The sequence below is a fragment of the Streptomyces sp. AC512_CC834 genome (genome assembly GCF_019049325.1).
Classification (GTDB): domain Bacteria; phylum Actinomycetota; class Actinomycetes; order Streptomycetales; family Streptomycetaceae; genus Streptomyces.
Genome location: NZ_JAGMUO010000117.1, coordinates 109,914 through 135,682, shown reverse-complemented (window position 1 = coordinate 135,682; position 25,769 = coordinate 109,914). Strand labels below are relative to the sequence as shown.

General features: G+C 72.2%; 17 protein-coding genes and 1 other RNA gene. 15 read left to right on the top strand and 3 right to left on the bottom strand.

Translation table 11 applies throughout. The annotated features are described in order from the left end of the window. Positions 1 to 299: 299 nt before the first annotated feature. Complete coding sequence (locus KUM40_RS36695; RefSeq protein WP_217170646.1) at positions 300 to 4,559, bottom strand: FHA domain-containing protein; 4,260 nt, start codon at positions 4,557 to 4,559, stop codon at positions 300 to 302. 415 nt (positions 4,560 to 4,974) lie between these two features. On the opposite strand from KUM40_RS36695, the gene KUM40_RS36690 reads away from it, so the two are divergent. From KUM40_RS36690 to KUM40_RS36675, 4 genes are all read left to right on the top strand, one after another. Continuing rightward, a complete protein-coding gene (locus KUM40_RS36690; RefSeq protein ID WP_217170645.1) occupies positions 4,975 to 6,681 on the top strand; it encodes a serine/threonine-protein kinase in 1,707 nt (568 codons plus the stop codon). A 194-nt stretch (positions 6,682 to 6,875) separates the two neighbouring features. Beyond that, entirely contained in the window at positions 6,876 to 8,138 is a 1,263-nt protein-coding gene (locus tag KUM40_RS36685) for a serine/threonine-protein kinase (RefSeq protein WP_217170644.1), read from the top strand. Between the two features lie 80 nt (positions 8,139 to 8,218). Then, entirely contained in the window at positions 8,219 to 9,325 is a 1,107-nt protein-coding gene (gene prfB, locus KUM40_RS36680) for a peptide chain release factor 2 (protein ID WP_217170643.1), read from the top strand. A 317-nt stretch (positions 9,326 to 9,642) separates the two neighbouring features. Continuing rightward, a complete protein-coding gene (locus tag KUM40_RS36675; protein ID WP_217170642.1) occupies positions 9,643 to 10,521 on the top strand; it encodes a hypothetical protein in 879 nt (292 codons plus the stop codon). A gap of 214 nt (positions 10,522 to 10,735) precedes the next feature. Here KUM40_RS36675 and KUM40_RS36670 read toward each other — a convergent pair whose 3' ends face one another. Beyond that, complete coding sequence (locus KUM40_RS36670) at positions 10,736 to 10,930, bottom strand: hypothetical protein (protein ID WP_217170641.1); 195 nt, start codon at positions 10,928 to 10,930, stop codon at positions 10,736 to 10,738. Positions 10,931 to 11,144: 214 nt separating this feature from the next. Between KUM40_RS36670 and ftsE the strand changes: the two genes are divergently transcribed. From ftsE to ssrA, 5 genes are all read left to right on the top strand, one after another. Then, positions 11,145 to 11,834: a cell division ATP-binding protein FtsE gene (ftsE, locus tag KUM40_RS36665; protein WP_217170640.1), complete on the top strand. Its 690-nt coding sequence runs from the start codon at positions 11,145 to 11,147 to the stop codon at positions 11,832 to 11,834. A 31-nt stretch (positions 11,835 to 11,865) separates the two neighbouring features. Continuing rightward, positions 11,866 to 12,783, top strand: a complete 918-nt coding sequence (ftsX, locus tag KUM40_RS36660) for a permease-like cell division protein FtsX (RefSeq protein ID WP_217170639.1) — start codon at positions 11,866 to 11,868, stop codon at positions 12,781 to 12,783. A gap of 68 nt (positions 12,784 to 12,851) precedes the next feature. Then, positions 12,852 to 14,042, top strand: coding sequence for a S41 family peptidase (locus tag KUM40_RS36655; RefSeq protein ID WP_217170638.1), 1,191 nt, complete (start codon positions 12,852 to 12,854; stop codon positions 14,040 to 14,042). Positions 14,043 to 14,331: 289 nt separating this feature from the next. Further along, positions 14,332 to 14,811: an SsrA-binding protein SmpB gene (gene smpB, locus KUM40_RS36650; RefSeq protein ID WP_217170637.1), complete on the top strand. Its 480-nt coding sequence runs from the start codon at positions 14,332 to 14,334 to the stop codon at positions 14,809 to 14,811. A gap of 108 nt (positions 14,812 to 14,919) precedes the next feature. Further along, positions 14,920 to 15,318: a transfer-messenger RNA gene (gene ssrA, locus KUM40_RS36645) on the top strand. Positions 15,319 to 15,411: 93 nt separating this feature from the next. Here ssrA and KUM40_RS36640 read toward each other — a convergent pair. Continuing rightward, positions 15,412 to 16,791 carry an MFS transporter gene (locus tag KUM40_RS36640; RefSeq protein ID WP_254396215.1) on the bottom strand — a complete coding sequence of 460 codons (1,380 nt, stop codon included), beginning with the start codon at positions 16,789 to 16,791 and terminating at the stop codon, positions 15,412 to 15,414. A gap of 83 nt (positions 16,792 to 16,874) precedes the next feature. On the opposite strand from KUM40_RS36640, the gene KUM40_RS36635 reads away from it, so the two are divergent. From KUM40_RS36635 to KUM40_RS36610, 6 genes are all read left to right on the top strand, one after another. Next, complete coding sequence (locus tag KUM40_RS36635; RefSeq protein ID WP_217170636.1) at positions 16,875 to 17,846, top strand: LysR family transcriptional regulator; 972 nt, start codon at positions 16,875 to 16,877, stop codon at positions 17,844 to 17,846. A gap of 301 nt (positions 17,847 to 18,147) precedes the next feature. Next, positions 18,148 to 19,548 carry a hypothetical protein gene (locus tag KUM40_RS36630; protein WP_217170635.1) on the top strand — a complete coding sequence of 467 codons (1,401 nt, stop codon included), beginning with the start codon at positions 18,148 to 18,150 and terminating at the stop codon, positions 19,546 to 19,548. Continuing rightward, positions 19,548 to 21,743 (top strand): polysaccharide deacetylase family protein, encoded by a 2,196-nt coding sequence (locus tag KUM40_RS36625; protein ID WP_217170634.1) that lies wholly within the window; start codon positions 19,548 to 19,550, stop codon positions 21,741 to 21,743. Before KUM40_RS36630 ends, KUM40_RS36625 begins: the two co-directional genes overlap by 1 nt. After that, positions 21,740 to 23,071, top strand: a complete 1,332-nt coding sequence (locus KUM40_RS36620; RefSeq protein WP_217170633.1) for an acyltransferase — start codon at positions 21,740 to 21,742, stop codon at positions 23,069 to 23,071. Before KUM40_RS36625 ends, KUM40_RS36620 begins: the two co-directional genes overlap by 4 nt. 235 nt (positions 23,072 to 23,306) lie before the next feature. After that, positions 23,307 to 24,212 carry a hypothetical protein gene (locus tag KUM40_RS36615; protein ID WP_217170632.1) on the top strand — a complete coding sequence of 302 codons (906 nt, stop codon included), beginning with the start codon at positions 23,307 to 23,309 and terminating at the stop codon, positions 24,210 to 24,212. 132 nt (positions 24,213 to 24,344) lie between these two features. Continuing rightward, positions 24,345 to 25,706: a NarK/NasA family nitrate transporter gene (locus KUM40_RS36610; RefSeq protein ID WP_217170631.1), complete on the top strand. Its 1,362-nt coding sequence runs from the start codon at positions 24,345 to 24,347 to the stop codon at positions 25,704 to 25,706. The last annotated feature ends 63 nt before the right edge of the window (positions 25,707 to 25,769 follow it).

The window sequence follows — 25,769 nt, the reverse complement described above, 5'->3', positions numbered from 1 at the left end:
CGCCCCTCGCCATCACTCATTCAGCTCAACGAGACGACCAAGTCAGGGAAACGAGGTCTACGGCGGTTACTCAGCGCTACACGCCACCTGGCCGTAGCTATACGAGAACAGGGCCGTCTCGGTGTGACGCCGAATCGTCGCCGCCCGGCGGGCATAGACACTAAACGCTTGTGGAGCGCCGATAAGACGGGCGCACTTGCCCGCACAGCGCGGTAGGGCAGGAAGCCCCGCGGAAGGGTCGGCGGCCCAGGCCGGAATCCATGGACTTTAGGTGAGGGAGCGAGCGAGCAGGGAGCACGTCACAAGAGCGACGGGACCTCCGCCGCCGAGACCTCCCGGGCCGCGCGTTCCAGGGCGCTGGCCAGGAGGGCCAGGTCGGTCGGGCCGTTGCCGAGTTCGCGGACTGGGCGGCGGGTGGGTGGGTCGCCCATGCGGTGCCATTCCAGGGGGACGACCGTGGGGCGCAGGGTCGCCGTGCGGGGGATGCGGCCTGTGACGCGGCCGCCCTGGAAGGGGGTGGTGCGTCCGTCGGGGTGGGTCAACCGGCCGCGTCCGGGTGTCGGTTCGTCCGGGCCCGGTACCGGCGCGTCCAGGGTGACGCGCAGGGTCGCGCGGAGTGCGGGCTCCGTGCGGTCCGTACGGCCGCCGGGTGCGGTGGCGGCGGCCAGGTGGACGCCGAGTCGCTCGCCCTCCCGCGCGACGGCCTCCAGTGCCCGCATCACCGAACCCGCCGCGGGGCGCCCGGGGGAACCGAGCGGGGGTGTGACGAGCGCGTCGAGGTCGTCCACGACGACGACGAGGCGGGGGAGTGGCGGTACGGCGCCCGCCCGACGCCGGGCCGTGCCGGGGCGCAGCCGCATGGTGGAGCTGGGCGGGGAGTCGACGTCCCCGTTCTCCGGCAGCTCCGCCGGGCCGGGCCCGCCTGCCGGCGGTGTGCGTTGGGCGATCAGGCGGCCCGACACCTCGCGTCCGGTGTGCCACTCGGCGAAGTGCGACCGTCCGAGCAGTTCGGCGCGCCGCTTCAGCTCGGCACTCAGGGCCTGGGCGAACTCCCGCATCACCACGGGGTCGTTGGCGGTGAGGTGGGTGGTGACGTGCGGTACGTCCGTGCACACGCGCAGGCCCTCGCCGTGAGCGCCGCCCGAACTCACGCTGTCGCGGCCGTCCATGAGGACGACGCCGAGCCGGTCGGGGCGTTCGGCGGAGGCCAGCGAGGCGACGAGGGCCCGCAGCAGCTCGGTGCGGCCGCTGCCGGGCGGTCCCTCGATCAGCAGGTGCGGTCCCTCGGCGGCGAGATCGACCGTGACGGGGCCGCGCGGACCGGCGCCCAGGACCGCGTGCGCGCGGCCCCCGAGAGCCTGTGCGTCGTCGGACGCGTCGGCCCAACGGGCCATCAGGGAGGCGGGGGTGGCGCGGGCCAGGCCCAGTTCGTCGAGGAGCCGGGCCGTCTGGGGGAGCGGTGCGGACACGCGCGCGTGGTGCTCGCCGCCGCCCGCGGCGGTGTCGGTGCGCAGCGGGGCCAGGGCGCGCGCGAACCGCTCGGCCCAGGGCAGGGAGACGGCGTCCACCGTGCCGAGGGTGCCGTGACCGACCGGGCCGGAGGGAGCGGCCGGGGCGCCCGTGCCCGAGTTCGTGCCCGTGCGGGCGACGCGCAGCAGCCGCAGGGTCGTCGCCACGTCGCCGCTGAGCAGTGCCACGGCACCGCACTCCCGGAACACCGGCGACACCGCGCAGGCCGCCTCGTACGTCCGCGTCACCGGGGACGTGGGGGAGGCGGCGGCCGTCTCGGCGAGGCAGACGACGTGGATACCGGCCCGCGGTCCCTCCAGGGCCAACCGCGCCACCGCGTCGCGCACGTCGGCACCGCCGGGGTCCCCGTCCACGACGACCACGGTGTACGGCCCGGTGAAGGCTTCGGCGGGGTCGGTTACCTCGTCGGACATGCCGTCGGGCCGCGCCCAGGAGGGCTGGTGGCGGACGGCGTCCGTCGCCGGGTCCTGGAGTGCGTCCGGCGCGGGTGGCGCCGGCTGGGCCGGGATCGTGGCAGTTGGGGTCGGGGGCCGGGCGTCGGAGTGGTGGTCCTCCAGGCGGCGGAGGAGTTCGTGGGCGCGGGCCGTGGCCTGTTCGCGGTCGTGGGCGAGGAGCAGGCGACAGTCCTGGCCGTGGCCCGGACGGAGCTGGGGCAGCCAGCCCAGCCATGACCACTCGGCGCTCCGCTCGGCGAGCGGGCGGGAGCGGTCCGCGCTGATCAGGACGATCTCCAGGGCGTCGGCGGAGTGCAGCGCGGCCAACTGCGCCAGCACCGAGCGGGCCAGCCCGGCGAGCCGCTCCCGCGGGCCCGCGAGCCCGAGCGCGCCGACCTCGCGCAGGTCGGCGGTGACCGGGACCGCGGGCAGCGGCGTGGCACCGCCCGGCGCCACCCGGTCGGCCGTACCGAGCCGCACGGTGAGCGCCTCCGGGTGGCCCGGGCCGCGCTCCCACAGCCTCGGACCCGGCCCGAGCGCCGTCAGCAGCAGCGATGCGGAGTCCGGCCACGTCTCCGGGGCGCGGGAGGTGCCGGCCGGGGCCGCCGGTGTCGGTCCGGCCGACTTTTCGACGTACGCGTACGTGCCGGACGCGGTTTCCTCCTGTACGGCGCCGCGCCCGCCGGTCAGCCGCCGCGCCCACGCCCCTATCCCACCGCGCCTGCGGACCTCCTGCGGTACGTCGGTGCCGCGCAGGGGAGTGCCCTTGCGTCCGGTGCGGGCATCCGTATCCGTACCGGTTCCGGGGGCGGTGTCGCTCTCCCGGCCCGTGCCGTCGTCCGGGCCGACGCCGCCTGTCCGGCCGAGGGCACCGGCGGGGCGTCGGGCCGTCTCACCGGCCGCGCCCGTACGGGAGGCGTCCGGGTGGGCAGCGCCTGCGCCCGTGCGGGCCGACCGCCCGCCGGAGGAACCGGCACCGGATCCGTCCGTGCTCGTGCGGGCCGACCGCCCGCCGGAGGGATCCGCGCCGGAAGGGCCTGGGCGGGACGGATCCGGGCCGGACGAATCCACGCCGGACCAATCTGCGCCGGACGAATCCACGCCGGACGGATGCACATCGGACGGGTCCGCGCCGGAGGGGCCCGGGCGGCTCGCACCCGGCGCGCCCGCGCCGGACGGGCCCAAGCCTGACGTGCCAGTGCCGGACGGATCCACGCCGGACGCGCCGAAGCCGGACGGGCGAGTGCCGGACCCGCCCCTGCCGGACGCGCCCCCGCCGGACGTGCCAGCGCCGGACCCGCCCCGGCGGCTCGCGCCCGGCGTGGAAGAGGCCGTGCCGTACGCGTCCTCGCCGGGTGTGCCCGGGGCCGGAGCGCGGAAGCCTTGCGCAGCGGGCATGCCCGTCCCGTACGCCCCCGCGCCCTGCGCGCCGCCGTGGGTCTCGCCTCCGGCGGGGGACTGGCGGGGCAGGCCCCCGGTGGGGCCGGTGCCGTGGCTCTCGATGCGGGGGGCGCCGCCCTGGCCGGGTACCTGCGGCGGCTCGACGGGCGCCGCGTCCGTGCCGTACCCCGACGTGCCGTACGCGTGATGGGTCCGCCCGCGGGCCCCGGTCGGCCCCTCCGTCCCGGTCGTCCCGCCCGTCCCGGTGCCGTGGGGCGTGGCGCCCGGCGAGGTCGAGTCCGCCGCACCGGCCGTACGGGGAGAACCGCTCGGCGTGCCGGTCGCCCGCGCGGGTCCGGTCGGGCCGGTTGTGGCGCCGTGGGCCGGCGCGGTCGCGCGGGAGCGGCCGTCGGCTTCGCGCGCGTGCCCCTCCGCCACGTCGGCTTCGCGCGCGTGCCCCTCCGCCACGTCGGCCACGCGCGCGTGAATCACCGCGTCACTGTCACTGTCACCCTCCCCGTATCCGTCGCCCGACGGGGACACCTGAGCCCCGGACAGCCGTACGTGTCCCTCCCCGTCCGGCGTCGTCGCCACCCGCGCCTGTGCCGCCGGAGGCACCGGCACGAGCCGCAGGGCCGACTCGCCGATCCGCAGCAGCGCACCCGGCGCGAAGCGGACCGGGCGGTCGCCCACGCGGGTGCCGTCCAGCGTGGTGCCGTTGGTGGAGCCGAGGTCGGCGACCGAGACGCGGGCGTCGGGACCGACGGTCACGGCGCAGTGCATCCGGGAGACGTCCGGGTCGTCGAGCGCGACGTCGGCGTCGGCGGAGCGGCCGAGCCGGATCTGGCCGCCGTGCAGGAGGTGGACGCCGCCCGCGTCGGGACCCGCGACCACGTGGAGCTGGGCGGGGACGTCGGCCGGCTCGGCGTGCGGGTCGGGCTCGCCCGGGGCGCCCAGGCACAGCACGGCGCCGTCGATCAGCGGCGGCTCGCCCAGGGTGCTGCGCTGGGCGTCGAGCCGCTGCGCACCCGCGTACAGCACCACCTGGCCGGAGCCCGGGCCCTCGCCGCCGGGGAGCGCGGCGGCCAGCGCGGAGGCGACCGCGGCCAGGGCAGTGCCGGCCGGTGCGGTGACCAGCACGTCGCAGCTCGCGGCGCGGCCCCCCACCGAAGCATGCGGGCCCAGCGGGTCTACGACGGTCAGCCGGATCTGCATCGCCGTCAGCGGTCCCTTCGCGCGGGCGCCCGCACGCCGGGACAGAAGCCGTCACCGCGGTCCCCCACCGCGGACTTCCCCCACCGCCACACGAGCACGTCGGCCAGTACTGCACGCATCCTCGCACCTGCCACTGACAACGCGCCCGCCGCCCGCCATCAAATGATCTTGATTGGTCGGCTCTGCCCCCAAAAATGCCTGACAGGTGGTCTGCGGATGATCGAATACCGTCCGCTTGAGATCGGTCACGTACGGGCAACAGCAACCAAGGGACCGGGTCGAGCGTCTTTCCTTCGAACGTGGTCCGGGGGCGGCACTACAGTTGGGTCCGACTGGATCCGCCGGGTCCGACCGGATCGGACTGGATCCGGCACAGTGGGTCCGAACAGCCAGCAAGCAACTAGGAGCGCATGACGTGCGGCCGGTAGGCAGCAAGTACCTCCTCGAGGAGCCCCTCGGCCGCGGCGCCACGGGCACCGTCTGGCGTGCCCGCCAGCGCGAGACCGCTGGAGCCGAGGCGGCCGTGGCCGGACAGCCCGGCGAGACCGTCGCGATCAAGGTCCTCAAGGAGGAGCTCGCGAGCGACCCCGACATCGTGATGCGCTTCCTGCGCGAGCGCTCGGTCCTGCTCCGGCTCACCCACCCCAACATCGTCCGGGTCCGCGACCTGGTCGTCGAGGGCGAGCTGCTGGCCCTCGTCATGGACCTCGTCGACGGTCCGGACCTGCACCGCTACCTGCGCGAAAACGGGCCGCTCACCCCGGTTGCCGCCGCCCTGCTCACCGCACAGGTCGCCGACGCGCTCTCCGCCAGCCACGCCGACGGCGTCGTCCACCGCGACCTGAAGCCGGCCAACGTCCTGCTGAAGCAGACGGGCGGCGAGATGCACCCGATGCTCACCGACTTCGGCATCGCCCGCCTCGCCGACTCACCCGGCCTCACCCGCACCCACGAGTTCGTCGGCACGCCCGCGTACATCGCGCCGGAGTCCGCCGAGGGCCGCCCGCAGACCTCCGCGGTCGACGTCTACGGCGCCGGCATCCTGATGTACGAGCTGGTCACCGGCCGTCCCCCGTTCGGCGGGGGCTCCGCCCTGGAGGTGCTGCACCAGCACCTGAGCGCCGAACCGCGCCGCCCCTCCACCGTCCCCGACCCGCTGTGGACGGTCATCGAGCGCTGCCTGCGCAAGAACCCCGACGACCGTCCCAGCGCCGAGAACCTCGCGCGCGGCCTGCGCGTCGTCGCCGAGGGCATCGGCGTGCACGCGAACAGCGCGCAGATCGGCGCCGCCGAGAACGTGGGCATGCTCCTCGTGCCCGACCCGACGCCCGCGCAGGTCCCGGGCGCCCCCGGCGCCGCCGATCCGACGCAGGTCCTGCCGCAGAACCCGAGCGGCGCCTACGACCCGAACGGCGCGACCAGCGTCCTGCCGCACACCGGCAACCAGGCGGGCGCCGCCGACCCCACCGCCGTCATGCCGCCGGTGCCACCCGGACAGCCGGGCGGGCCGGGACAGCCGGGCGGGCCGGGACAGCCGGGCGGGCCCGGACAGGGCGGGCCCGAGGACCCGCACCCCTGGCAGAACCAACTGCGCGCCGCCCGCGACCGCAACGAGCAGACGCAGGTCCAGTACCTCGACCCGAACGAGGACCCGCTGCGCCGCCGCCCCCAGCGGCAGGTGTCCCGCCCGCCCCAGCAGCCGCGCCAGGCCCCGCAGGGCCCGCCGCCCCAGCAGCCCGGCTACGGCTATCCGCAGCAGCAACCGCAGCAACCGCAACCGCCGCAGCGCTACGCCAATCCGCAGCCCCAGCAGCAGCCGCCCCGGCCCCAGCCGCAGCGGTACGCGCCGCCGCCCACGCCCGAGCCGCAGCCGCCCCGGCGCGAGCCCAGGCCGCCGCGGCAGCGCAGCGCCAACCCCATGCGGATCCCGGGGCTCGGCTGCCTCAAGGGGTGCCTGTTCACGATCGTCATCCTGTTCGTGGCCGGCTGGCTGATCTGGGAGCTGAGCCCGCTCCAGGACTGGATCGGCACGGGCAAGGGCTACTGGGAGCAGCTCAGCGACTGGTTCACCTCCGTGACCGACTGGATCGGGGACCTCGGCGGCTCGGGCGGCGGGGTGTGACCGGTAGCTGAGCCGGCTCCTCCAGCGTGTCCGTACACGTCGTGTACGGACACGGGTACCGGACGCGTTTCCGCCCCGTCCGGAGGCGAGGCTGGGGATTTGTCGACACCCAGCGGGTGATTTCCGCCTCCGCTGTGAAGGTTGGCTCCTCGGACGCGTACTTTTAGGCGCAACACGCGTCGGTAGGAGCAGTCTTGGCACGGAAGATCGGCAGCCGGTACACCGCCCACCAGATCCTCGGTCGGGGCAGCGCCGGCACGGTGTGGCTGGGCGAGGGTCCCGAGGGGCCCGTCGCGATCAAGCTGCTGCGCGAGGACCTGGCGTCCGACCAGGAACTCGTCTCCCGCTTCGTGCAGGAGCGCACCGCCCTGCTCGGCCTGGAGCACCCGCACGTCGTCTCCGTGCGCGACCTGGTGGTCGACGGCAACGACCTCGCGCTGGTCATGGACCTGGTCCGCGGCACGGACCTGCGCACCCGCCTCGACCGGGAGCGGCGCCTGGCACCCGAGGCCGCGGTGGCCGTCGTGGCCGACGTCGCCGACGGACTGGCCGCCGCCCACGCCGCCGGGGTCGTGCACCGCGACGTCAAGCCCGAGAACGTACTGCTCGACATGCAGGGCCCGCTCGGCCCCGGCGGCTCGCACCCGGCCCTGCTGACGGACTTCGGGGTGGCCAAGCTCATCGACACCCCGCGGCGCACCCGCGCCACGAAGATCATCGGCACGCCGGACTACCTGGCCCCGGAGATCGTCGAGGGCCTGCCCCCGCGCGCGGCGGTCGACATCTACGCGCTGGCCACCGTGCTGTACGAGCTGCTCGCCGGCTTCACGCCCTTCGGCGGCGGTCACCCGGGCGCGGTGCTGCGCCGCCACGTGACCGAGACCGTCGTCCCGCTCCCCGGCATTCCGGACGAGCTGTGGCAACTGCTCGTCCAGTGCCTCGCCAAGGCGCCGGCCTCCCGGCTGCGCGCCTCCGAGCTGAGCGCCCGGCTGCGCGAGCTGCTGCCGATGCTCGCCGGAATGGGCCCGCTGGACGTGGACGAGCCCGACGCCGAGGACGACGAGGACGAGCCAGGCGAGTCCGGCGAGTCCGCGGCGCCCCCGGCCGCTCCCGCCTCCTCCGGAGAGCCGGTACGGCGCCGGGGAGCGGTGCCCCTGGTGCCGGGCGCCAAGCCGGCCGACTCCAACCGCGACACCCACACGTCGATGCGCGTACCGGCCCCGGACGAGCTGGCCGGCGGTGCCCGCGGCACCGCCCGCGCCCCGCGCGCGTCCGGCGCCCGGCGCCCCGGCTCGGCCCGCAACCGCGCCACCGCGCGGCGTCGCCGGATCGCGGTGGGCGCGGGCGCGGTCGCCCTCGTGGCGGCGATCGGCGTCGGTACGTGGCTGGCCACGGGCGGTGACGAGGGCGGCACCGGCCCCCAGGACACGCGGAACTCCGCACCGGCCTCCCCCTGAGGCCGGGCGCGGCGCAGCCACCGCCGCCGCCACGTGACGGCCAGGCGAAGACCGCTGGACGGAGCCGTTACGCTGGACGCGTGGCAGTCGTCGATGTATCCGAAGAGCTGAAGTCCCTCTCCTCGACCATGGAGTCGATCGAGGCCGTCCTGGACCTCGACAGGCTGAGGGCAGACATCGCCGTGCTCGAGGAGCAGGCGGCCGCGCCCTCCCTGTGGGACGACCCGGAGGCGGCGCAGAAGATCACCAGCAAGCTCTCGCACCTCCAGGCCGAGGTCAGGAAGGCCGAGGCACTGCGCGGCCGGATCGACGATCTCGGTGTGCTCTTCGAGATGGCCGAGGAGGAGGACGACCCGGACACCCGTGCCGAGGCCGAGACCGAGCTCACGGCCGTGCGCAAGGCGCTGGACGAGATGGAGGTCCGCACCCTGCTCTCGGGCGAGTACGACGCGCGTGAGGCGCTCGTCAACATCCGCGCCGAGGCCGGTGGCGTGGACGCCGCCGACTTCGCCGAGAAGCTCCAGCGCATGTACCTGCGCTGGGCCGAGCAGCGCGGCTACAAGACCGAGATCTACGAGACGTCGTACGCGGAAGAGGCCGGCATCAAGTCGACCACCTTCGCCGTGCAGTCGCCGTACGCCTACGGCACCCTCTCCGTCGAGCAGGGCACGCACCGGCTAGTGCGGATCTCGCCCTTCGACAACCAGGGCCGCCGCCAGACCTCCTTCGCGGGCGTCGAGATCCTCCCTGTGGTCGAGCAGACCGACCACATCGAGATCGACGAGTCCGAGCTGCGGGTGGACGTGTACCGGTCCTCCGGCCCCGGCGGCCAGGGCGTGAACACCACCGACTCCGCCGTGCGCCTCACCCACATCCCCACCGGCATCGTCGTCTCCTGCCAGAACGAGCGCTCGCAGATCCAGAACAAGGCCACCGCCATGAACGTCCTCCAGGCCAAGCTCCTGGAGCGGCGCCGCCAGGAGGAGCAGGCCAAGATGGACGCCCTCAAGGGCGACGGGGGCAACTCCTGGGGCAACCAGATGCGTTCGTACGTGCTGCATCCGTACCAGATGGTCAAGGACCTGCGCACGGAGCACGAAGTGGGCAACCCCGAGGCCGTGTTCAACGGCGAGATCGACGGTTTCCTGGAGGCCGGCATTCGCTGGCGCAAGCAGCAGGAGAAGTAACGCGAAGCGGGAACGCCGCTTTGTCGACAAGGCAACTGCCGCCCTTCCGGCGGCGGTTGCCTTTCGTCTGCCCCTCGTTCGCCGGTGATGTCTGGGTTTTACATCACACTCACACCCTTTGTGTCCGGCATACGTCCCGTACCTGGACATCGCGTACGCAATGGCCTTGACGTTGCTTTGAACATTCGTAAGGGTGATGCTCGGCATGCGTATTTCTGGGGCGCATGTGAACCGGGGGACTTGAGCGCAGCTACCTCCGTCGATCACGGCCCCGATTGCGGCCTCACCGACTAATGGCTACTGGGGGTAGCAACTACATGACGAAGAAGACGCGCATCCGTGTCGCGCGCATAGCAGCCGGCGCCGTGATCGCGGCCGGCGCCTCCCTGACCGCCGCGGGCGCCGCCTCGGCACTCGAGATCGGCGTGAGCGCCAGTTCCGAAGACGGTCTCGACTTGACCGTCCAGGACGGCCCCGACGGTGACACCGAAGGCACGACCGACGGCAACACCAGCCTCGGTGTGATCGAGGGCACCTCTCAGGGCACGTCGGAGGGCGCCTCCGAGGGCTCTTCGGTGGGTGCCTCCGAGGGCACGTCCGAAGGCACCTCTGAAGGTACGTCCGAGGGCACGTCCGAGGGCACGTCGGAGGGCACCTCCGAAGGTACGTCCGAGGGCACCTCCGAGGGCACGTCGGAAGGTACGTCCGAGGGCACTTCGGTGGGTACTTCCGAGGGCACGTCCGAGGGCACCTCCACCGGCACCTCCGAGGGCACGTCCGAGGGCACCTCTGAGGGCGGCGACAACGGCGGCACCGGCGACAACGGTGGCAATGGTGACAACGGCGGTTCCGGCGACAACGGCGGGAACGGCGACACCGGCGGCAACGGTGACAACGGCGGCTCGCAGAGCACCGGCGGCAACGGCGGCGGTACCGGCGGCGACGACGGCACCACCCCCGACGGCGGCGGCAACGACAACGCCGCTCAGGAGGAGGGTTCCTCCGCCCTGACCGACACCGGCGAGGAGGCCCCGGCCTCCGACACCGCCGCCCAGGGCAGCGGTGACGAGCTCGCCGAGACCGGCGCCGCGGAGACCACGTTCCTGCTGGTCGGCGCCGCCACGATGATCGCCGGTGGCATCGGCTTCCGCCTGCTGCCGCGCATGATGAACGGCCGCGGCGGGGCCACTGCCTGACGGTAGCCGTCCGCGTACGCACCGCGCAGGCACCGCGTACGCACACGAAGGGGCCCGGAGCGGCATCGCTCCGGGCCCCTTCCATGTGGCCTGTCCATGTGTACGTGTACGTGTACGTGTCCTGGGCTGATCCCTCGCGCTCGCGCGGGTGTCGGCGTCCTGGAGCTGGAGCCCTGAGGGGTGCTGGAGGCCCTGAGGGGGTGCTGCAGGCCTGTCAGACGGTCTGGTGGGCCAGGAGGGCCACCGCCGCGACCAGCACCGCCAGCAGCGCGATCAGCGTCATCGGGTTCAGGCCCGCGAAGAAGCTGTTCTCCTGCTGGAGCCGCTCGCGGTTGGCCCGGCACACCGGGCACCTGCCCTCGCTCACGGGCGCCGCGCAGTTCGCGCACACCAACCGGTCATACGTCATGCGCTCGCCCTCCTTGCAACCGGCTCAATCCGAACAACGCCCGCGACGACACGAACGTTCCCCTTCCACTGTGCCAGGTTCCCCGGCCCCCCGCTCGCCCTCCCGGCGGGGACAAAACGCGCAACTACCACGCAACCCCGACCGGTGACTGCGGTCCGCTCCCCGGTTCGCGTATGGTCACGCACATCTACCCCCGGCGACCCGTGGTGCATCCGTGATCCGATTCGACAACGTCTCCAAGGTCTACCCCAAACAGAGCCACCCAGCCCTCAGGGACGTCTCCCTGGAGGTCGAGAAGGGCGAGTTCGTCTTCCTCGTCGGGTCTTCGGGCTCGGGAAAGTCCACCTTCCTGCGGCTGGTCCTCCGCGAGGAGCGGTGCAGTCACGGGCAGGTGCACGTCCTGGGGAAGGACCTCGCCCGCCTGTCCAACTGGAAGGTGCCGCAGATGCGGCGCCAGCTCGGGACGGTGTTCCAGGACTTCCGCCTGCTGCCGAACAAGACGGTCCATGAGAACGTCGCCTTCGCCCAGGAGGTCATCGGCAAGTCCCGCGGCGAGATCCGCAAGTCCGTGCCGCAGGTGCTGGACCTCGTCGGTCTCGGCGGCAAGGAGGACCGCAGGCCCGGCGAGCTGTCCGGCGGTGAGCAGCAGCGCGTCGCCATCGCACGCGCCTTCGTCAACCGGCCCAAGCTGCTGATCGCCGACGAGCCCACCGGCAACCTGGACCCGCAGACCTCCGTCGGCATCATGAAGCTGCTCGACCGCATCAACCGGACGGGCACCACCGTGATCATGGCGACCCACGACCAGAACATCGTGGACCAGATGCGCAAGCGCGTCATCGAGCTGGAGAAGGGCCGCCTCGTCCGGGACCAGGCGCGCGGCGTCTACGGCTACCAGCACTGACGTCGAGGAACGAAAGGCTTAACGAGACGCCATGCGCGCCCAGTTCGTACTCTCGGAGATCGGTGTCGGTCTTCGCCGCAATCTGACGATGACCTTCGCGGTGATCGTCTCCGTCGCCCTGTCGCTGGCCCTGTTCGGCGGGTCGCTGCTGATGAGCGACCAGGTCACCACCATGAAGGGCTACTGGTACGACAAGGTCAACGTCTCGGTCTTCCTCTGCAACAAGAGCGATGCCGAGTCCGACCCCAACTGCGCCAAGGGCGCGGTGACCGCGGACCAGAAGAAGCAGATCACGTCCGACCTCGACGAGATGGCCGTCGTCGAGAAGGTGACGTACGAGTCGCAGGACGACGCGTACAAGCACTACAAGGAGCAGTTCGGCGACTCGCCGCTGGCCAGCTCCCTCACGCCGGACCAGATGCAGGAGTCCTACCGGATCAAGCTGAAGGACCCGGAGAAGTACCAGGTCATCGCGACCGCCTTCGACGGCCGGGACGGCGTGCAGTCCGTGCAGGACCAGAAGGGCATCCTGGACAACCTCTTCGGCCTCCTCAACGGCATGAACTGGGCCGCCCGCGCGGTGATGGCGCTCATGCTCGTCGTCGCGCTGATGCTGATCGTCAACACGGTGCGTGTCTCGGCGTTCAGCCGGCGGCGCGAGACCGGCATCATGCGCCTGGTCGGCGCCTCGGGCTTCTACATCCAGGCGCCGTTCATCATGGAGGCGGCGGTCGCCGGGCTCATCGGCGGTGGTGTCGCCTGCGGCTTCCTGGTGGTCGCCAGGTACTTCATCATCGACCACGGGCTCGCCCTGTCCGAGAAGCTGAACCTGATCAACTTCATCGGCTGGGACGCCGTCCTGACGAAGCTGCCGCTCATCCTGGCCACCAGTCTGCTGATGCCCGCGTTGGCCGCTTTCTTCGCGTTGCGCAAGTACCTGAAGGTGTGACACATGCCAAGAGGGCCGCACGGTCAAGCGACCGTGCGGCCCTCTCGCGTTGTCCTAGACTCACCGGCATGTCAGGTCGTGACCTGTTCTGTCAGCCCCGCCGCGTACGCCACGGGGCTGTCCTGACCTTGGTGTTCGCCAGTGTGCTCGCCGCGGGCGCGGCCACCGGCTCGCTCCCCGGGACCGACCGGAAGTCCGGGCCCGGCACGGCCCGTTCGGCCGCCCCGGCCGCCTCGGCCGGTCAGCACGGCCGGAACGGCGACGTCGCCCGCGCGGCGGCCGAGGCCATGGCCGACGGCAAGTCCCCCGTGGAGGCCGCCGAACGCGCCGTCAGCCGCAGCGGGGACCGCTGGGGCGCTGTCTACTCCGAGGGCGAGTACGAGGAGTTGGAGGCCGCCCTCGACGGCCGCTACACCGGCGTCGGGCTCTCCGCGCGCCGCGAGCGCGACGGCGGTATCGAGGTGAGCGAGGTGCGCTCCGGCTCACCCGCCGCCGACGCCGGGATCCGCGAGGGCGACCGGCTGCGCAGTGTCGACGGCGAGCGGGTCGACGGGCGCCCCGTCACCGAGGTCGTCTCCATACTGCGCGGCGACGCCGAGCAGGAACCCGCCGGCACCGCCGTCCGGCTCGGTCTGGAACGCGGCACGCGCGCGTGGACCGCGACCGTACGCCGCGCCCGGCTGTCCACGGACCCGGTGACCGTCCGCAAGCTCGCCGACGGCCTCACCGTCGTCAAGGTCACCTCCTTCACCAAGGGCGTCGGCGAACAGGTGCGCGACGCCGTCGCGCAGGTGCCGTCCGGCGCCGGAATCGTCCTCGACCTGCGCGGCAACTCCGGCGGCCTGGTCACCGAGGCGGTCACGGCCGCCTCCGCCTTCCTCGACGGCGGCCTGGTCGCCACCTACGACGTCGACGGCGACCAGCGGGCCCTGCACGCCGAATCCGGCGGCGACACCACCAGACCCCTGGTCGCGCTCGTCGACGGCGGCACGATGAGCGCGGCCGAACTCCTCACCGGGGCCCTCCAGGACCGCGGCCGGGCGGTCGTCCTGGGCTCCCGCACCTTCGGCAAGGGCTCGGTGCAGATGCCGAGCCGGCTGCCCGGCGGCTCGGTGGCCGAGCTGACCGTCGGGCACTACCGCACCCCCTCCGGCCGCGGCGTCGACGGCACGGGCATCACGCCCGACCTGGAGGTCGACCCGGCCGACCCGGCCGCCCTGGAACGGGCCCGGACGGTCCTGAGCGGACTGGGACGCTAGGGCCTGTCCGGCGGATCAGGTCGCAGGAAAGTCACGGCGCCTCATCGGCGCCGGTGAGCGGGGTCTGGTGCGTGCAGATGCAAGACGGAGGAGGGCGGCGACGCGATGGGGGTCCCCCCGCTCGAGCGAAGCCGAGAGTGGGGGAGTCGACAACCGACGACAACGCCGCAGATGTGCGTGCCAGACCCCGCGTCTGCGGCATGATCCGCCGGACAGGCCCCAGGCGGGGCGGCGCCCGCGTAATCGGCTTTCCCCGGGGCCCCTCCGTAGTGCCAAAATGGGCTGCACTATGGCTAAGGAAAAAGGGCGCAAGCTGATCGCGCAGAACAAGAAGGCGCGGCACGACTACCAGATCCTCGACACCTACGAGGCCGGCCTCGTGCTGTCCGGGACCGAGGTGAAGTCGCTGCGCCAGGGGCGGGCCTCACTGGCCGACGGGTTCGTGCAGCTCGACGGGCACGAGGCGTGGCTGCACAACGTGCACGTGCCGGAGTACAGCCAGGGCACCTGGACCAACCACAGCGCACGCCGCAAGCGGAAGCTGCTGCTGCACCGCGTGGAGATCGACAAGCTGGAGGCGAAGTCCCAGGAGACCGGTCACACGATCGTGCCCCTGGCGCTCTACTTCAAGGACGGCCGGGCCAAGATCGAGATCGCGCTGGCGCGCGGCAAGAAGGAGTACGACAAGCGCCAGACCCTCCGCGAGAAGCAGGACCGTCGCGAGGCGGAGCGGACGGTCTCGGCGATCCGGCGCAAGCAGCGGGCCTGACGCCGGGAATACGCTGGCACCTTCGTGCGTTGGTCACGTAGGATGGCATCCGCACCTCGGAGCAGGTGTGGACGTGATTGAACTGTTGTAAATTAAACACAGCAACATGGGGATGATCGGTTTCGACAGCGGCTGTCGAAGCAGGGGAAGCGTGTCGAGGAAGCGGCCATGATCTCGTAAACCACAGGCCGAAAAAATAATCGCCAACACCAAGCGCGATTCCTCCCAGCAGGCCTTCGCCCTCGCTGCCTGATCTCAGGTAGCGAAGCGAGCCTCCTACTAAGGGAGTGTCAGCCCGGGGCTGTTCCCGACCCGGATCCTGGCATCAGCTAGGGGACTAAACCTTGATCCCGGTCACGGGGTGAAGAGGGAAACCAAACAGTGACTGAGCCCGTCGGAGACTTGTCCGCGTGATCTCCGGGGCTGAGAAAATCGAAGCGGACTGCGCACGGAGAAGCCCTGATTCCGCACCGTTGGACGCGGGTTCGATTCCCGCCATCTCCACGAGATCGAGGGCGACATGCGCTCGCGGAAACGCGAGCCATGTCGCCCTCGTCTTTTTTGGCGCCGGCGCCCGGACGCCGGACGAACAGGTCGTCGTCACGCGGTCGCGAGGTCCCGCCGGGGCGGCGGCAGCAGGGTGAGCAGCAGTGCCACCGCGGCCGCCGTCACCGGTACGCCGTAGCCGGCGGTGGGGGAGAGGTGCTCCACCGTCCAGCCGCCCGCCGCGCTGCCGCAGGCGATGCCGCCGAGCAGGCCCGTCACCGCGAGCGTCATGCCCTCGTTGAGCCGGCCCTCCGGGGTGCGGTGCTGGACCAGCGTCATCGTGGTGACCATCGTCGGTGCCGTCGCCATCCCGGCGACCAGCAGCGTGAGCGCCAGCAGGGGCAGTGAGCCGCTGAGGGACGCCGCGAGCAGCGGCAGCGTCAGCAGCGCCGCCATCGCGGCCACACACCACGGCAGACGGTGCTCGGCGGGACCGGCCGGCTTGAGCGCGCCGTACAGCAGGCCCGCCGCGCAGGAACCGGCCGCCTGCAGGGCGAGGACCACACCGGCCGCCGCGCGGTGTCCCTGTGCGTCCGCGAACGCGATCGTGACGACCTCCATGGCGCCGAACACCCCGCCCATCGCCAGGCACGTGACCAGCAGCGGCGGGATGCCCGGGGCCCGCAGGGGCGCCTTCGCGCCCGGCCGTGGACGGGCCGGCGGCTCGGTCGAGCGCTGCGCGGCGAACAGCAGCATGCCGGTCACCAGCAGCACCACGCCGACGAGCGTGCCCGCCTCCGGGAACAGCGCGGTGCACAGGAACGCGGCGAGGACGGGCCCGAACATGAAGCACAGCTCGTCCGCGGCCTGTTCGAAGGAGTTCGCGGTGTGCAGCGCGTCGGCGGCGTCCTTCCGGTCCTTCCTGTCCCTCCCGTCCTTCAGCAGGTGGGCCCAGCGGGCGCGGGCCATGCCGCCGGTGTTGGGTGTCGTCGCGGTGGCGGCGTAGGCGGCGAACAGCGTCCAGGCGGGCGCCCCGTACCGCACGCACAGCAGCAGGGCGACGGAGCCCAGCGCGGCGATCAGGGTGGCGGGCACGGCCACCTTGGCCTGGCCGTGCCGGTCCACGAGGCGGGCCGTCCACGGGGCGACCAGCGCCGTCGCCGCCAGCCCCGTCGCGGTGACGGCGCCGGCGAGGGCGTACGAACCACGAGTGCCGGCGATCATCACGACCGCGCTCACACTGAACATGCCCATGGGCAGCCGGGCCATGAGATTCCCGATCGTGAACGCTCGGGCGCCGGGTATGGAGAGCAGACGCCGGTACGGTCCCGGCGGCCGGCGCCCGGTGCGGGGGCCGAAGTCGGCGGCGACCAGAGTGTCGGCGGTGACGGCGAAGACGGTGGTGGGCGGAGACGGGCAGGACGGACAGGACGGGCGAGACGGATGGGGCGGGTGGGATAGATGGGACGAGTGCGCGGGGGTCCGTTGCGGCATGTGCCCACCGTCGCCCGGAGACGATCAGGGGGTCCAACACCTTCTCCGTGGCCATTCACGCACCCCCGTTGTAAATTCGCCGGATGCCCGCACCCGCCCACCTCGACCCCCGCCTCCTGCGCGCCTTCGTCGTCGTCGCCGAGGAGCTGCACTTCACCCGCGCCGCCGCCCGTCTCTATGTCGCCCAGCAGGCGCTCAGCAGGGACGTCCGGCGCCTGGAGCGGGAGTTGGGCGCCGAGCTGTTCGTCCGGACCACTCGGCAGGTGACGCCGACGGCCGACGGTGAGCGGCTGCTGCCGTACGCCCGCCGGGTCCTCCAGGCGCAGGACGACCTGCTCGCCGCCTTCGGACAGGCCCGGCCGCTGCTGGTCGACCTCAACTCCCCGGGGCTGGTCACCGGCCGCCTGGTCCTGGAACGGGCCCGCTCGCTCGCGCCCGAGCAGGAGCTGATCGCGCGTTACGAGAGCGGACTGACCCATGCCGCGGGCGAACTGCTCGCCGGCCGCCTCGACGCCTCCTTCGGCCGGTTCGCCGGGCTCCCCCCGGCGCTGCGGGCCGGACTCCGCCACCAGCCGGTGCGCTACGAGCCCATGGCGGTCGTCCTGCCCGAGGACCACCCGCTGGCCGAGCTGGCGGAGGTACCGCTCTCCGCACTCGCCGGGGAGACCGTGTACGCCGGGGCGGGCAACCCGCGCACGCCGGAGTGGACCGACCTCGCGCACCGCCTGTTCGAGGGGCGCGGCATCGACGTGGCGCCACCCGCTCCGCTGGCGATCGGCGAGGAGGAGTTCCAGCGCATCATGGACAAGACGCGCAACCCGATCCTCGCCGTGGTGAGCTTTCCGGCCATGGCCGCGACCGTGGTGCGCCCCCTCGTCGGCCCCGTGCCGCTGTCGCCCGTGTCACTGGTCTGGCGAAAGGGACTGGCGCATCCGGCACTCGACGCGCTGCGCCGGGCGGCGGCGCAGGTCGCGGCCGAAAAGTGCTGGCTCCAGGCCCCTGTCGAAGGATGGATTCCGGCCGCCGACGCGACTGTGATGTCCGTCCACAACTGACACGCGGCCACCACACATCCTCCGCGTGCGCTACATTCTCTGCCTGAGCACGGTGTGATACAGGGGGCGCTCGAACCTGGTGGGGGCCGGTTCGGCCGACGGGTGCTCGGAGTCGTGTGCGCACCCGGAAGTGTTCCTTGGGGGGAAGTGCGCGCGCGTGAAGAAATGGCAAGAAGACGCCCAACCGGAGTGGCCCAAGGTCGCGTCCGGGGGTCGTGATCACTCGGAGGCAGGACAGAATGCTGACGCCACCGAGGTGCTGCCGGCGAACCGGCCCTTCCCGTCAGCAGGGGAACCTCCGATGACCGCGACGCCGCCCGGCGGGTCCAGCGGATCCGCGTCGGGCTCGGGGTGGTTCGGACGTTCCGGTGCCGACGAGACGGAGATCCTCGGCTCCCGAATAGGGAACCGGGACCGGGACCGAGCCCGGACAGACCGGAGCCCGGTGGGCCAGGGACGGATAACCTGGGGCAGAACCGAACCGGCCGGGGCGAACCCCAGCGGATCGAACCCCAACGGATCGAACCCGACTGGATCGAACCCCAAGAGACCGGACCGCAACGCGGCCGCCCCGAACCACGCCCTCCCGAACCGCGCCAACCCCGGTGAGACCCGCCCGGCCATCGGGACCGACCCCACGAGGATCGATCCCACCAGGGCCAACCCGTTCGGCAAGGCCTCCGACGCCACCCCGGCCACCGATGTCGGCCAGGGCCTCCGAACCGGCGCGGACATCGACCGGACGGACGTCCTCCCCCCGGCCGGCCCCGCCACCGCCGCACTCCGCGACCCCTGGCAGGAGACCCCGGGCACGGACGACCCCGCCGGTGCCGGTGCCAACGCCGACGCCGACGCCGATGCCGATCCCGGCGCCAGTGGTCACACCCACGATCCGCACGAGGTGACGGTCCAGCTCGACGCCGTCCACCTCGGCGACGGCGTGCTCCTGCGGGCCGACGGCGGACACCGCAAGAGCGGCCCGGAGGGCTCCGACGGACCCGTCTTCGTCGACTCGTCGGGCCGCCGCAACCGCCTGTACCGCCGCCTCGGCATCCTCGTCGGCATCGCCTGCGCGATCTACGCCGTCGTCATCGTCTCCACGCTGCTCTCCGGCAACTCCGACGCGCCCTGGATGCCCGTACCGGGCCAGGAGGAGGGCGAGCCGGCCGGCCAGGTCGACCCCACCCCGCTGCCCTCGCAGTCGGCGCAGCCCTCCGGCACCGGCACCGGCGCCCCGCAGACCAGCCCCTCGGCCGACGCCGGCGTGACGACCGAACCGGGCGTCGAGGCGCCCGCCTCCGGTACGTCCGGCGTGACCGGCGGAGCCACCGGGCAGCCCGGCACGAGCGCCGACCCCCAGTCGTCGGCGCCCGGCACCGACCCGAAACCGGGCGGCGGCGGCGCGACCGAGCCGGGCACGTCGGAGTCGACGCAGGCACCGCCGCCCGCCACCACCGACCCGTCACAACCGGCGGGCGGCGGCGAGACCACGACCGACCCGACCGAGCCCACGGGCGGCACCAGCACCGCACCCGGTGACGGCGGCACCAACGCCAACGGAGCGAGTGACCCCGACGCCGTCGCGGGGCCCGCCGGCGCGCCCGTCGTCGTCGCCGCCGACCCGGGCGACACCACCACGTCCGCTTCCTCTTCCGGTTCCTCTTCCGCTCCCCTTTCCCTGGCCCCGGAGAACACCCTCTGATGGCATCCCGCACCCGCCGTCACGGGGCCGCGCGCAGCGCCCGTGAGGGCTCCCGCCGTCGCCTGCCCCTGCGTCTGCTGCTTCCGCTGCTCGTGCTGGTCGCCCTGGTGGCGATGCTCATGCTGCGCGGATACGTACACAGCGAGATCCTCGCCGACCACCGCGTCCAGCCGCCCGCGCCGACCACCCACGTACCCGAGAAGATCCTCGAGGGCGGCCCGGTCATCGACGTCCGCGGCGGCCGCACCGAGAGCCTGAGCGTGCCCGACCACCGGCTCGTCCTCACCTTCGACGACGGCCCGGACCCGACCTGGACCCCGAAGGTGCTGGACGTGCTGAAGAAGTACGACGCGCATGCGGTCTTCTTCGTCACCGGCACCATGGCCTCCCGCTACCCGGACCTCGTCCAGCGCATGGTCGACGAGGGCCACGAGGTGGGACTGCACACCTTCAACCACCCCGACCTCTCCTTCCAGTCCAAGAAGCGCATCGACTGGGAGCTGTCGCAGAACCAACTGGCGATCACCGGCGCGGCCGGTGTGCGCACCTCGCTGTTCCGTCCGCCGTACTCCTCCTTCGCCGACGCCATGGACGACAAGTCCTGGCCGGTCACCGAGTACATCGGCAGCCGCGGCTACCTCGTCGTCGTCAACAACACGGACAGCGAGGACTGGAAGAAGCCCGGCGTCGACGAGATCATCCGTCGCGCCACGCCGCACGGCGGCAAGGGCGCCATCGTCCTGATGCACGACTCCGGCGGCGACCGCCACCAGACCGTGCAGGCCCTGGACCGGTTCCTGCCCGACCTGAAGAAGAAGGGCTACGAGTTCGACAACCTCACCGAGGCCCTGGACGCGCCCAGCGCCATGAGCCCGGTGACCGGCGCCGAACTGTGGAAGGGCAAGGCGTGGATCTTCCTGGTCCAGGCCTCGGAGAAGCTCACCGACGTCCTGGTGGTGGGCCTGGCGGTCATCGGCACGCTGGTCATCGCCCGCTTCGGTCTGATGCTGCTGCTCTCCGTCGTCCACGCCCGCCGGGTCCGCCGCAAACGCTTCCGCTGGGGACAGGCGATCACCGAACCGGTGACGGTGCTGGTCCCGGCGTACAACGAGGCCAAGTGCATCGAGAACACGGTCCGTTCCCTGATGGAGAGCGACCACCCGATCGAGGTCATCGTCATCGACGACGGCTCCAGCGACGGCACCGCCCGGATCGTGGAGGGCCTCGGCCTGCCCCATGTCCGGGTGATCCGGCAGCTCAACGCGGGCAAGCCGGCCGCGCTCAACCGGGGGCTCGCCAACGCCCGTTACGACCTCGTCGTGATGATGGACGGCGACACCGTCTTCGAACCCTCCACCGTCCGCGAACTCGTCCAGCCCTTCGGCGACCCGAAGGTCGGCGCGGTGGCCGGCAACGCGAAGGTCGGCAACAAGGACAACCTCATCGGCGCCTGGCAGCACATCGAGTACGTGATGGGCTTCAACCTGGACCGCCGGATGTACGACATCCTCGGCTGCATGCCGACGATCCCCGGGGCCGTCGGCGCGTTCCGCCGCTCCGCCCTGGAGCCCTTCGGCGGCATGAGCGACGACACCCTCGCCGAGGACACCGACGTCACCATGGCGCTGCACCGCGCCGGCTGGCGGGTGGTCTACGCCGAGAACGCCCGCGCCTGGACCGAGGCCCCGGAGTCCGTCCAGCAGCTCTGGTCCCAGCGCTACCGCTGGTCGTACGGCACGATGCAGGCCATCTGGAAGCACCGCCGCGCGGTGATCGAGAAGGGCCCCTCGGGCCGCTTCGGCCGCGTGGGCCTGCCCTTCGTCTCCCTGTTCATGATCGTGGCCCCGCTGCTGGCGCCTCTGATCGACGTCTTCCTGCTCTACGGCATCGTCTTCGGCCCGACGCAGAAGACGATCGTGGCGTGGCTGGGCGTCCTGGCCATCCAGGCGGTGTGCGCGGCCTTCGCCTTCCGGCTCGACCGGGAACGCATGACCCACCTGATCTCGCTGCCGCTGCAGCAGATCCTCTACCGCCAGCTCATGTACGTCGTGCTGCTCCAGTCCTGGATCACCGCGCTCACCGGCGGCCGCCTGCGCTGGCAGAAGCTCCGGCGCACCGGCGCGGTCGGAGCGCCCGGCGGCTCCGCGCCGCAACAGCGTGGGCGGAGCAGCCATGATCGGAGGCCCGTGGCATGACGCGCGGACACACAACGGGTACCGGTACGAACCCGGAGCCCACCCGTCCCTACGACTCCGCGTACGCGGGGGACCCGAACGGGGCCGCGCCGACACCGTACGCGGTCCCGCAGCAGCGCACCGCGACTCCCGCTCCCGCGCTCGCGCCAGCTCCCGCGCCGGCGGTCGGCAGGCCGGGGCGCGACCGCTACCTGGACCTGCTGCGCTCCGTGGCCCTCGTCCGCGTCGTGGTGTACCACCTCTTCGGCTGGGCCTGGCTGTCGGTGCTGTTCCCGTCGATGGGCGTGATGTTCGCACTGGCGGGCTCACTGATGGCGCGTTCGCTGAAGCGCCCGGCGATGAGCGTGATCCGCGGGCGCGTGCGTCGTCTCCTGCCGCCGATGTGGGCGTTCGGAGTGCTGGTGCTGACGATGATGTTCGTGAACGGCTGGAACCCGTCCGACGATCCGGATCACGGCGGCACCTGGGGCCTGATCGAGCTGTTCAACTACATCGTCCCGATCGGCGCCCCGCCCTACCCCTGGCACGTCGGCTCCAAGTCCGGACTGCTGGAGGACACCTGGGCCGTGCAGGCCGCGGGACCGCTGTGGTACCTGCGTGCCTACCTCTGGTTCGTCGTCGCCTCCCCGCTGCTGCTGTGGCTGTTCCGCAAGGCCCCCTGGCCGACGCTGCTCGCACCGCTGGGCCTGACGGTGCTCGTCGGCACGGACCTGGTGAAGATCCCCGGCGAAACCGGCAACGCCGTCACCGACTTCGCGGTCTACGGCAGTTGCTGGGTCCTGGGCTTCGCCCACCACGAGGGTCTGCTGAAGCAGATCCCGCGTTACGTCTCGGTCTCCAGCGCCTCTCTGGTGATGGCCTTCGGCCTGTGGTGGGCCTCGAATCACCTGGGCCCCGACGGCTGGGACCTCAACGACATCCCGCTCGCCCAGGCCACCTGGTCGTTCGGATTCGTCGTGATCCTGCTCCAGTACTCCCCGTCGTGGCAGGAACTCCCGGGCCGACTGGCCAACTGGGACAGGCTGATCACGCTCTCCAACAACCGCGCGGTCACCATCTACCTGTGGCACAACCTGCTGATCATGGCGACGGTTCCGATCATCGACCTCGCCTACAGACTCCCCTTCATGCAGGGCGAGCGGGCGGTCGGCGCCCTCGACGGCTCGTACACGCTGTGGATGTTCTCCCTCGTCTGGCCCCTCATCGGTCTGGTGATCCTGGCGGTCGGTTGGATCGAGGACCTGGCGGCGAAGCGCAAACCGAGACTCTGGCCGAACGGAAGCACGAGCAAGCGGCCCCGACCGAGCACGGGGGCGCACCGGGGCTGACGCCAGGGCGCCGACGCGCGGCTCGGCCGATGATCTCGGTGCCGGATCCGGACACGGACACGGATCCGTCACGGGATCGAAGCGGGGTGCGTTGCCGTTGCGGATCTGCCGGTAGGCATCGGCAGCCGGGGCCGGGAAGCCGCTCTGGATCGACGTGGGTGGGCGTGCGAGACTGCCCCGGTTGCGCAAGTGAACAGGGTGGCGTGGCGTGAGCCGGTCAGGGGGAGCAGGCGGGATGAGTAAGCGGCAGACGCAGAAGATGCTGCGGTTGATGGCGAGCGGGGAGCCGGTCCAGCTCACCAGCCGGATGTCTTCGGTGAAGAAGCTCGCCAAGCTGGCCTTCGTCGCCCAGCAGTTCGGGTACGAGTACGCCGACGTGCGCCAGAGCGGGGGGAACAATGCCGCGCTCACCATGCTGCTCGTCCCCGACCCGAGCCCGCAGGCCCGCACCCGGGCCGCGCAGAACTGGGCGCAGTACCCGAACGCCGGCGACGGCGTGTCGCTGCCGCCGCTCGTGCCGGACGCCTTCGAACTCCTCAAGGCCCGGATCAACTTCGACCTCACGGGCAAGAACGCCCAGAAGAACATGGGCTACGGCGCGCTCGGCGGCACCGTCGCGTGTGTGGCCCTCGCCTACCGCCAGGGCGGTTCGTCGGACGACTTCGTGCTCTCCGGGATCATCTGGCTGGCCCTCATGGCGGCCCTGGGCGTCGGCTTCCTCGTCACCCGCAAGCGCAACGCGAAGTTCGCGGCCCGGTTGCAGGCCGCCGGGTTCCTGCCGATGGCCGACGAGACGGGGCGGGTGCGGTACCTCCCGCCCGGCGGGCAGTTGCCGGGGCACGGGAACCCGTTCGGCGCCGCGCCCGGCGGCTACGGACAGCCGGCCCCCGGCCAGTACGCCGCCCAGCCACCGCAGCAGCAGCCGTACGCCCAGCCTCAGCAGCCCTACGCGCCGCAGCAGCCGCAGCAGCCCTACGCGCCGCAGCAGCCGCAGCAGCCCTACGCCCCGCAGCCGTATGCGCCGCCCCAGGCCCAGCAGCCGTACCCGCCGCAGGGTCACCCCCAGCAGAACCCGCAGCAGCACCCCCAGCCGTACCCCCAGCAGAATCCGCACTGGCAGTCCCAGCCCCCGCAGGGCTGACGGCGATCTCTCACCCGGCGTTCGCGCCGGGTGAGAGCGACGTTCCCTTCCGGTCATCCACAGCCCCACCGGCCCGAAACGCGTCCTCCCTACCTTCGGTGCAACCGAGCTGTGGAGCACCGTGGAGGCGTCATGACAGTCCCTGGCGGCCGCTGGATCGAGTACTGGGATCCCGAGGACGAGACCTTCTGGCGGGAGACGGGGGAGCGGACCGCCCGGCGGAACCTGTTCTTCTCGGTGCTCTGCGAGCACATCGGGTTCTCCGTCTGGACGCTGTGGTCCGTCCTGGTGCTCTTCATGGGCCCGGAGTACGGGCTGACACCGGCCGACAAGTTCCTGCTGACGTCCGTGGTGACGCTCGTCGGGGCCGTCGTGCGGGTGCCGTACACCTTCGCCGTCGCCGTCTTCGGCGGCCGGAACTGGACGATCGTCTCCGCCGGGCTGCTGCTCGTACCGGCTGTCGCGGCCTTCGCCGTCATGGAGCCGGGGACGCCCTTCTCGACCTTCCTCCTGGTCGGGCTGCTGGCCGGGATCGGCGGCGGCAACTTCGCCTCCTCCATGACCAACATCAACGCCTTCTTCCCGCTCAGGAAGAAGGGCTGGGCGCTCGGTCTCAACGCCGGGGGCGGGAACATCGGCGTGCCGGTCGTCCAACTGGCCGCGCTCGCGATCATCGGGGCGAGCGGCGGGCCGCGGGTGCTGCTCGGCATCTACATTCCGCTGATCCTGGTGGCCGCCGTCCTCGCCGCCCGCTTCATGGACAACCTCGCCTCCGTGAAGAACGACACCGGGGCCGCCAAGGACGCCGCCCGCGACGCCCACACCTGGATCATGTCCGTGCTGTACATCGGCACGTTCGGCTCGTTCATCGGCTACAGCTTCGCCTTCGGGCAGGTGCTGCAGAGCCAGTTCGGGCGGACCCCGCTCCAGGCGGCGTACCTGACCTTCATCGGCCCGCTGCTCGGCTCCCTGATCCGTCCGCTGGGCGGCAGGCTCGCCGACCGGTACGGCGGCGCGCGGATCACCCTGTGGAACTTCGTGGCCATGGCCGCCGCCACCGCCGTACTCGTCGCGGCCGGTATGGCGAAGTCGCTCGCGCTGTTCGTGGCCGCGTTCGTGGTGCTGTTCGTGCTCAGCGGGCTGGGCAACGGGTCGACGTTCAAGATGATCCCGGGGATCTTCCAGAACAAGGCGCTGGGTATGGGACTGACGGGGGAGGCCGCCGTGGCGTACGGGCGGCGGCTCTCCGGTGCCGCCATGGGGCTGATCGGCGCGGTGGGCGCGCTCGGCGGCGTCGCGATCAACCTCGCCTTCCGGCAGTCCTTCCTCTCCTTCGGCTCGGGCACCGGTGCCTTCGTCGCCTTCCTCGCCTTCTACGCCGTGTGTTTCGCTCTCACGTGGGCGGTATACCTTCCCCGCGCGGCTCTCCGGGCGGCGGACGTCCCGGCGGGCCCGGACAGGGCGAAGGCCGAGCTCAGCCGTGCCGAGGTGTGACGTAACACTGGTGACATGAAGCGGAACCGAGCCTGTCACGCAGCGTTGACAGGCTCGGTCGCC

Coding starts and splice junctions, on each gene's coding strand:
- KUM40_RS36695 (WP_217170646.1), bottom strand. CDS start 4,559: ATGCAGATCCGGCTGACCGTCGTAGACCCGCTGGGCCCGCATGCTTCG.
- KUM40_RS36675 (WP_217170642.1), top strand. CDS start 9,643: ATGACGAAGAAGACGCGCATCCGTGTCGCGCGCATAGCAGCCGGCGCC.
- KUM40_RS36670 (WP_217170641.1), bottom strand. CDS start 10,930: ATGACGTATGACCGGTTGGTGTGCGCGAACTGCGCGGCGCCCGTGAGC.
- ftsX (WP_217170639.1), top strand. CDS start 11,866: ATGCGCGCCCAGTTCGTACTCTCGGAGATCGGTGTCGGTCTTCGCCGC.
- KUM40_RS36655 (WP_217170638.1), top strand. CDS start 12,852: ATGTCAGGTCGTGACCTGTTCTGTCAGCCCCGCCGCGTACGCCACGGG.
- smpB (WP_217170637.1), top strand. CDS start 14,332: ATGGCTAAGGAAAAAGGGCGCAAGCTGATCGCGCAGAACAAGAAGGCG.
- KUM40_RS36640 (WP_254396215.1), bottom strand. CDS start 16,791: ATGCCGCAACGGACCCCCGCGCACTCGTCCCATCTATCCCACCCGCCC.
- KUM40_RS36635 (WP_217170636.1), top strand. CDS start 16,875: ATGCCCGCACCCGCCCACCTCGACCCCCGCCTCCTGCGCGCCTTCGTC.
- KUM40_RS36630 (WP_217170635.1), top strand. CDS start 18,148: ATGACCGCGACGCCGCCCGGCGGGTCCAGCGGATCCGCGTCGGGCTCG.
- KUM40_RS36625 (WP_217170634.1), top strand. CDS start 19,548: ATGGCATCCCGCACCCGCCGTCACGGGGCCGCGCGCAGCGCCCGTGAG.
- KUM40_RS36620 (WP_217170633.1), top strand. CDS start 21,740: ATGACGCGCGGACACACAACGGGTACCGGTACGAACCCGGAGCCCACC.
- KUM40_RS36615 (WP_217170632.1), top strand. CDS start 23,307: ATGAGTAAGCGGCAGACGCAGAAGATGCTGCGGTTGATGGCGAGCGGG.
- KUM40_RS36610 (WP_217170631.1), top strand. CDS start 24,345: ATGACAGTCCCTGGCGGCCGCTGGATCGAGTACTGGGATCCCGAGGAC.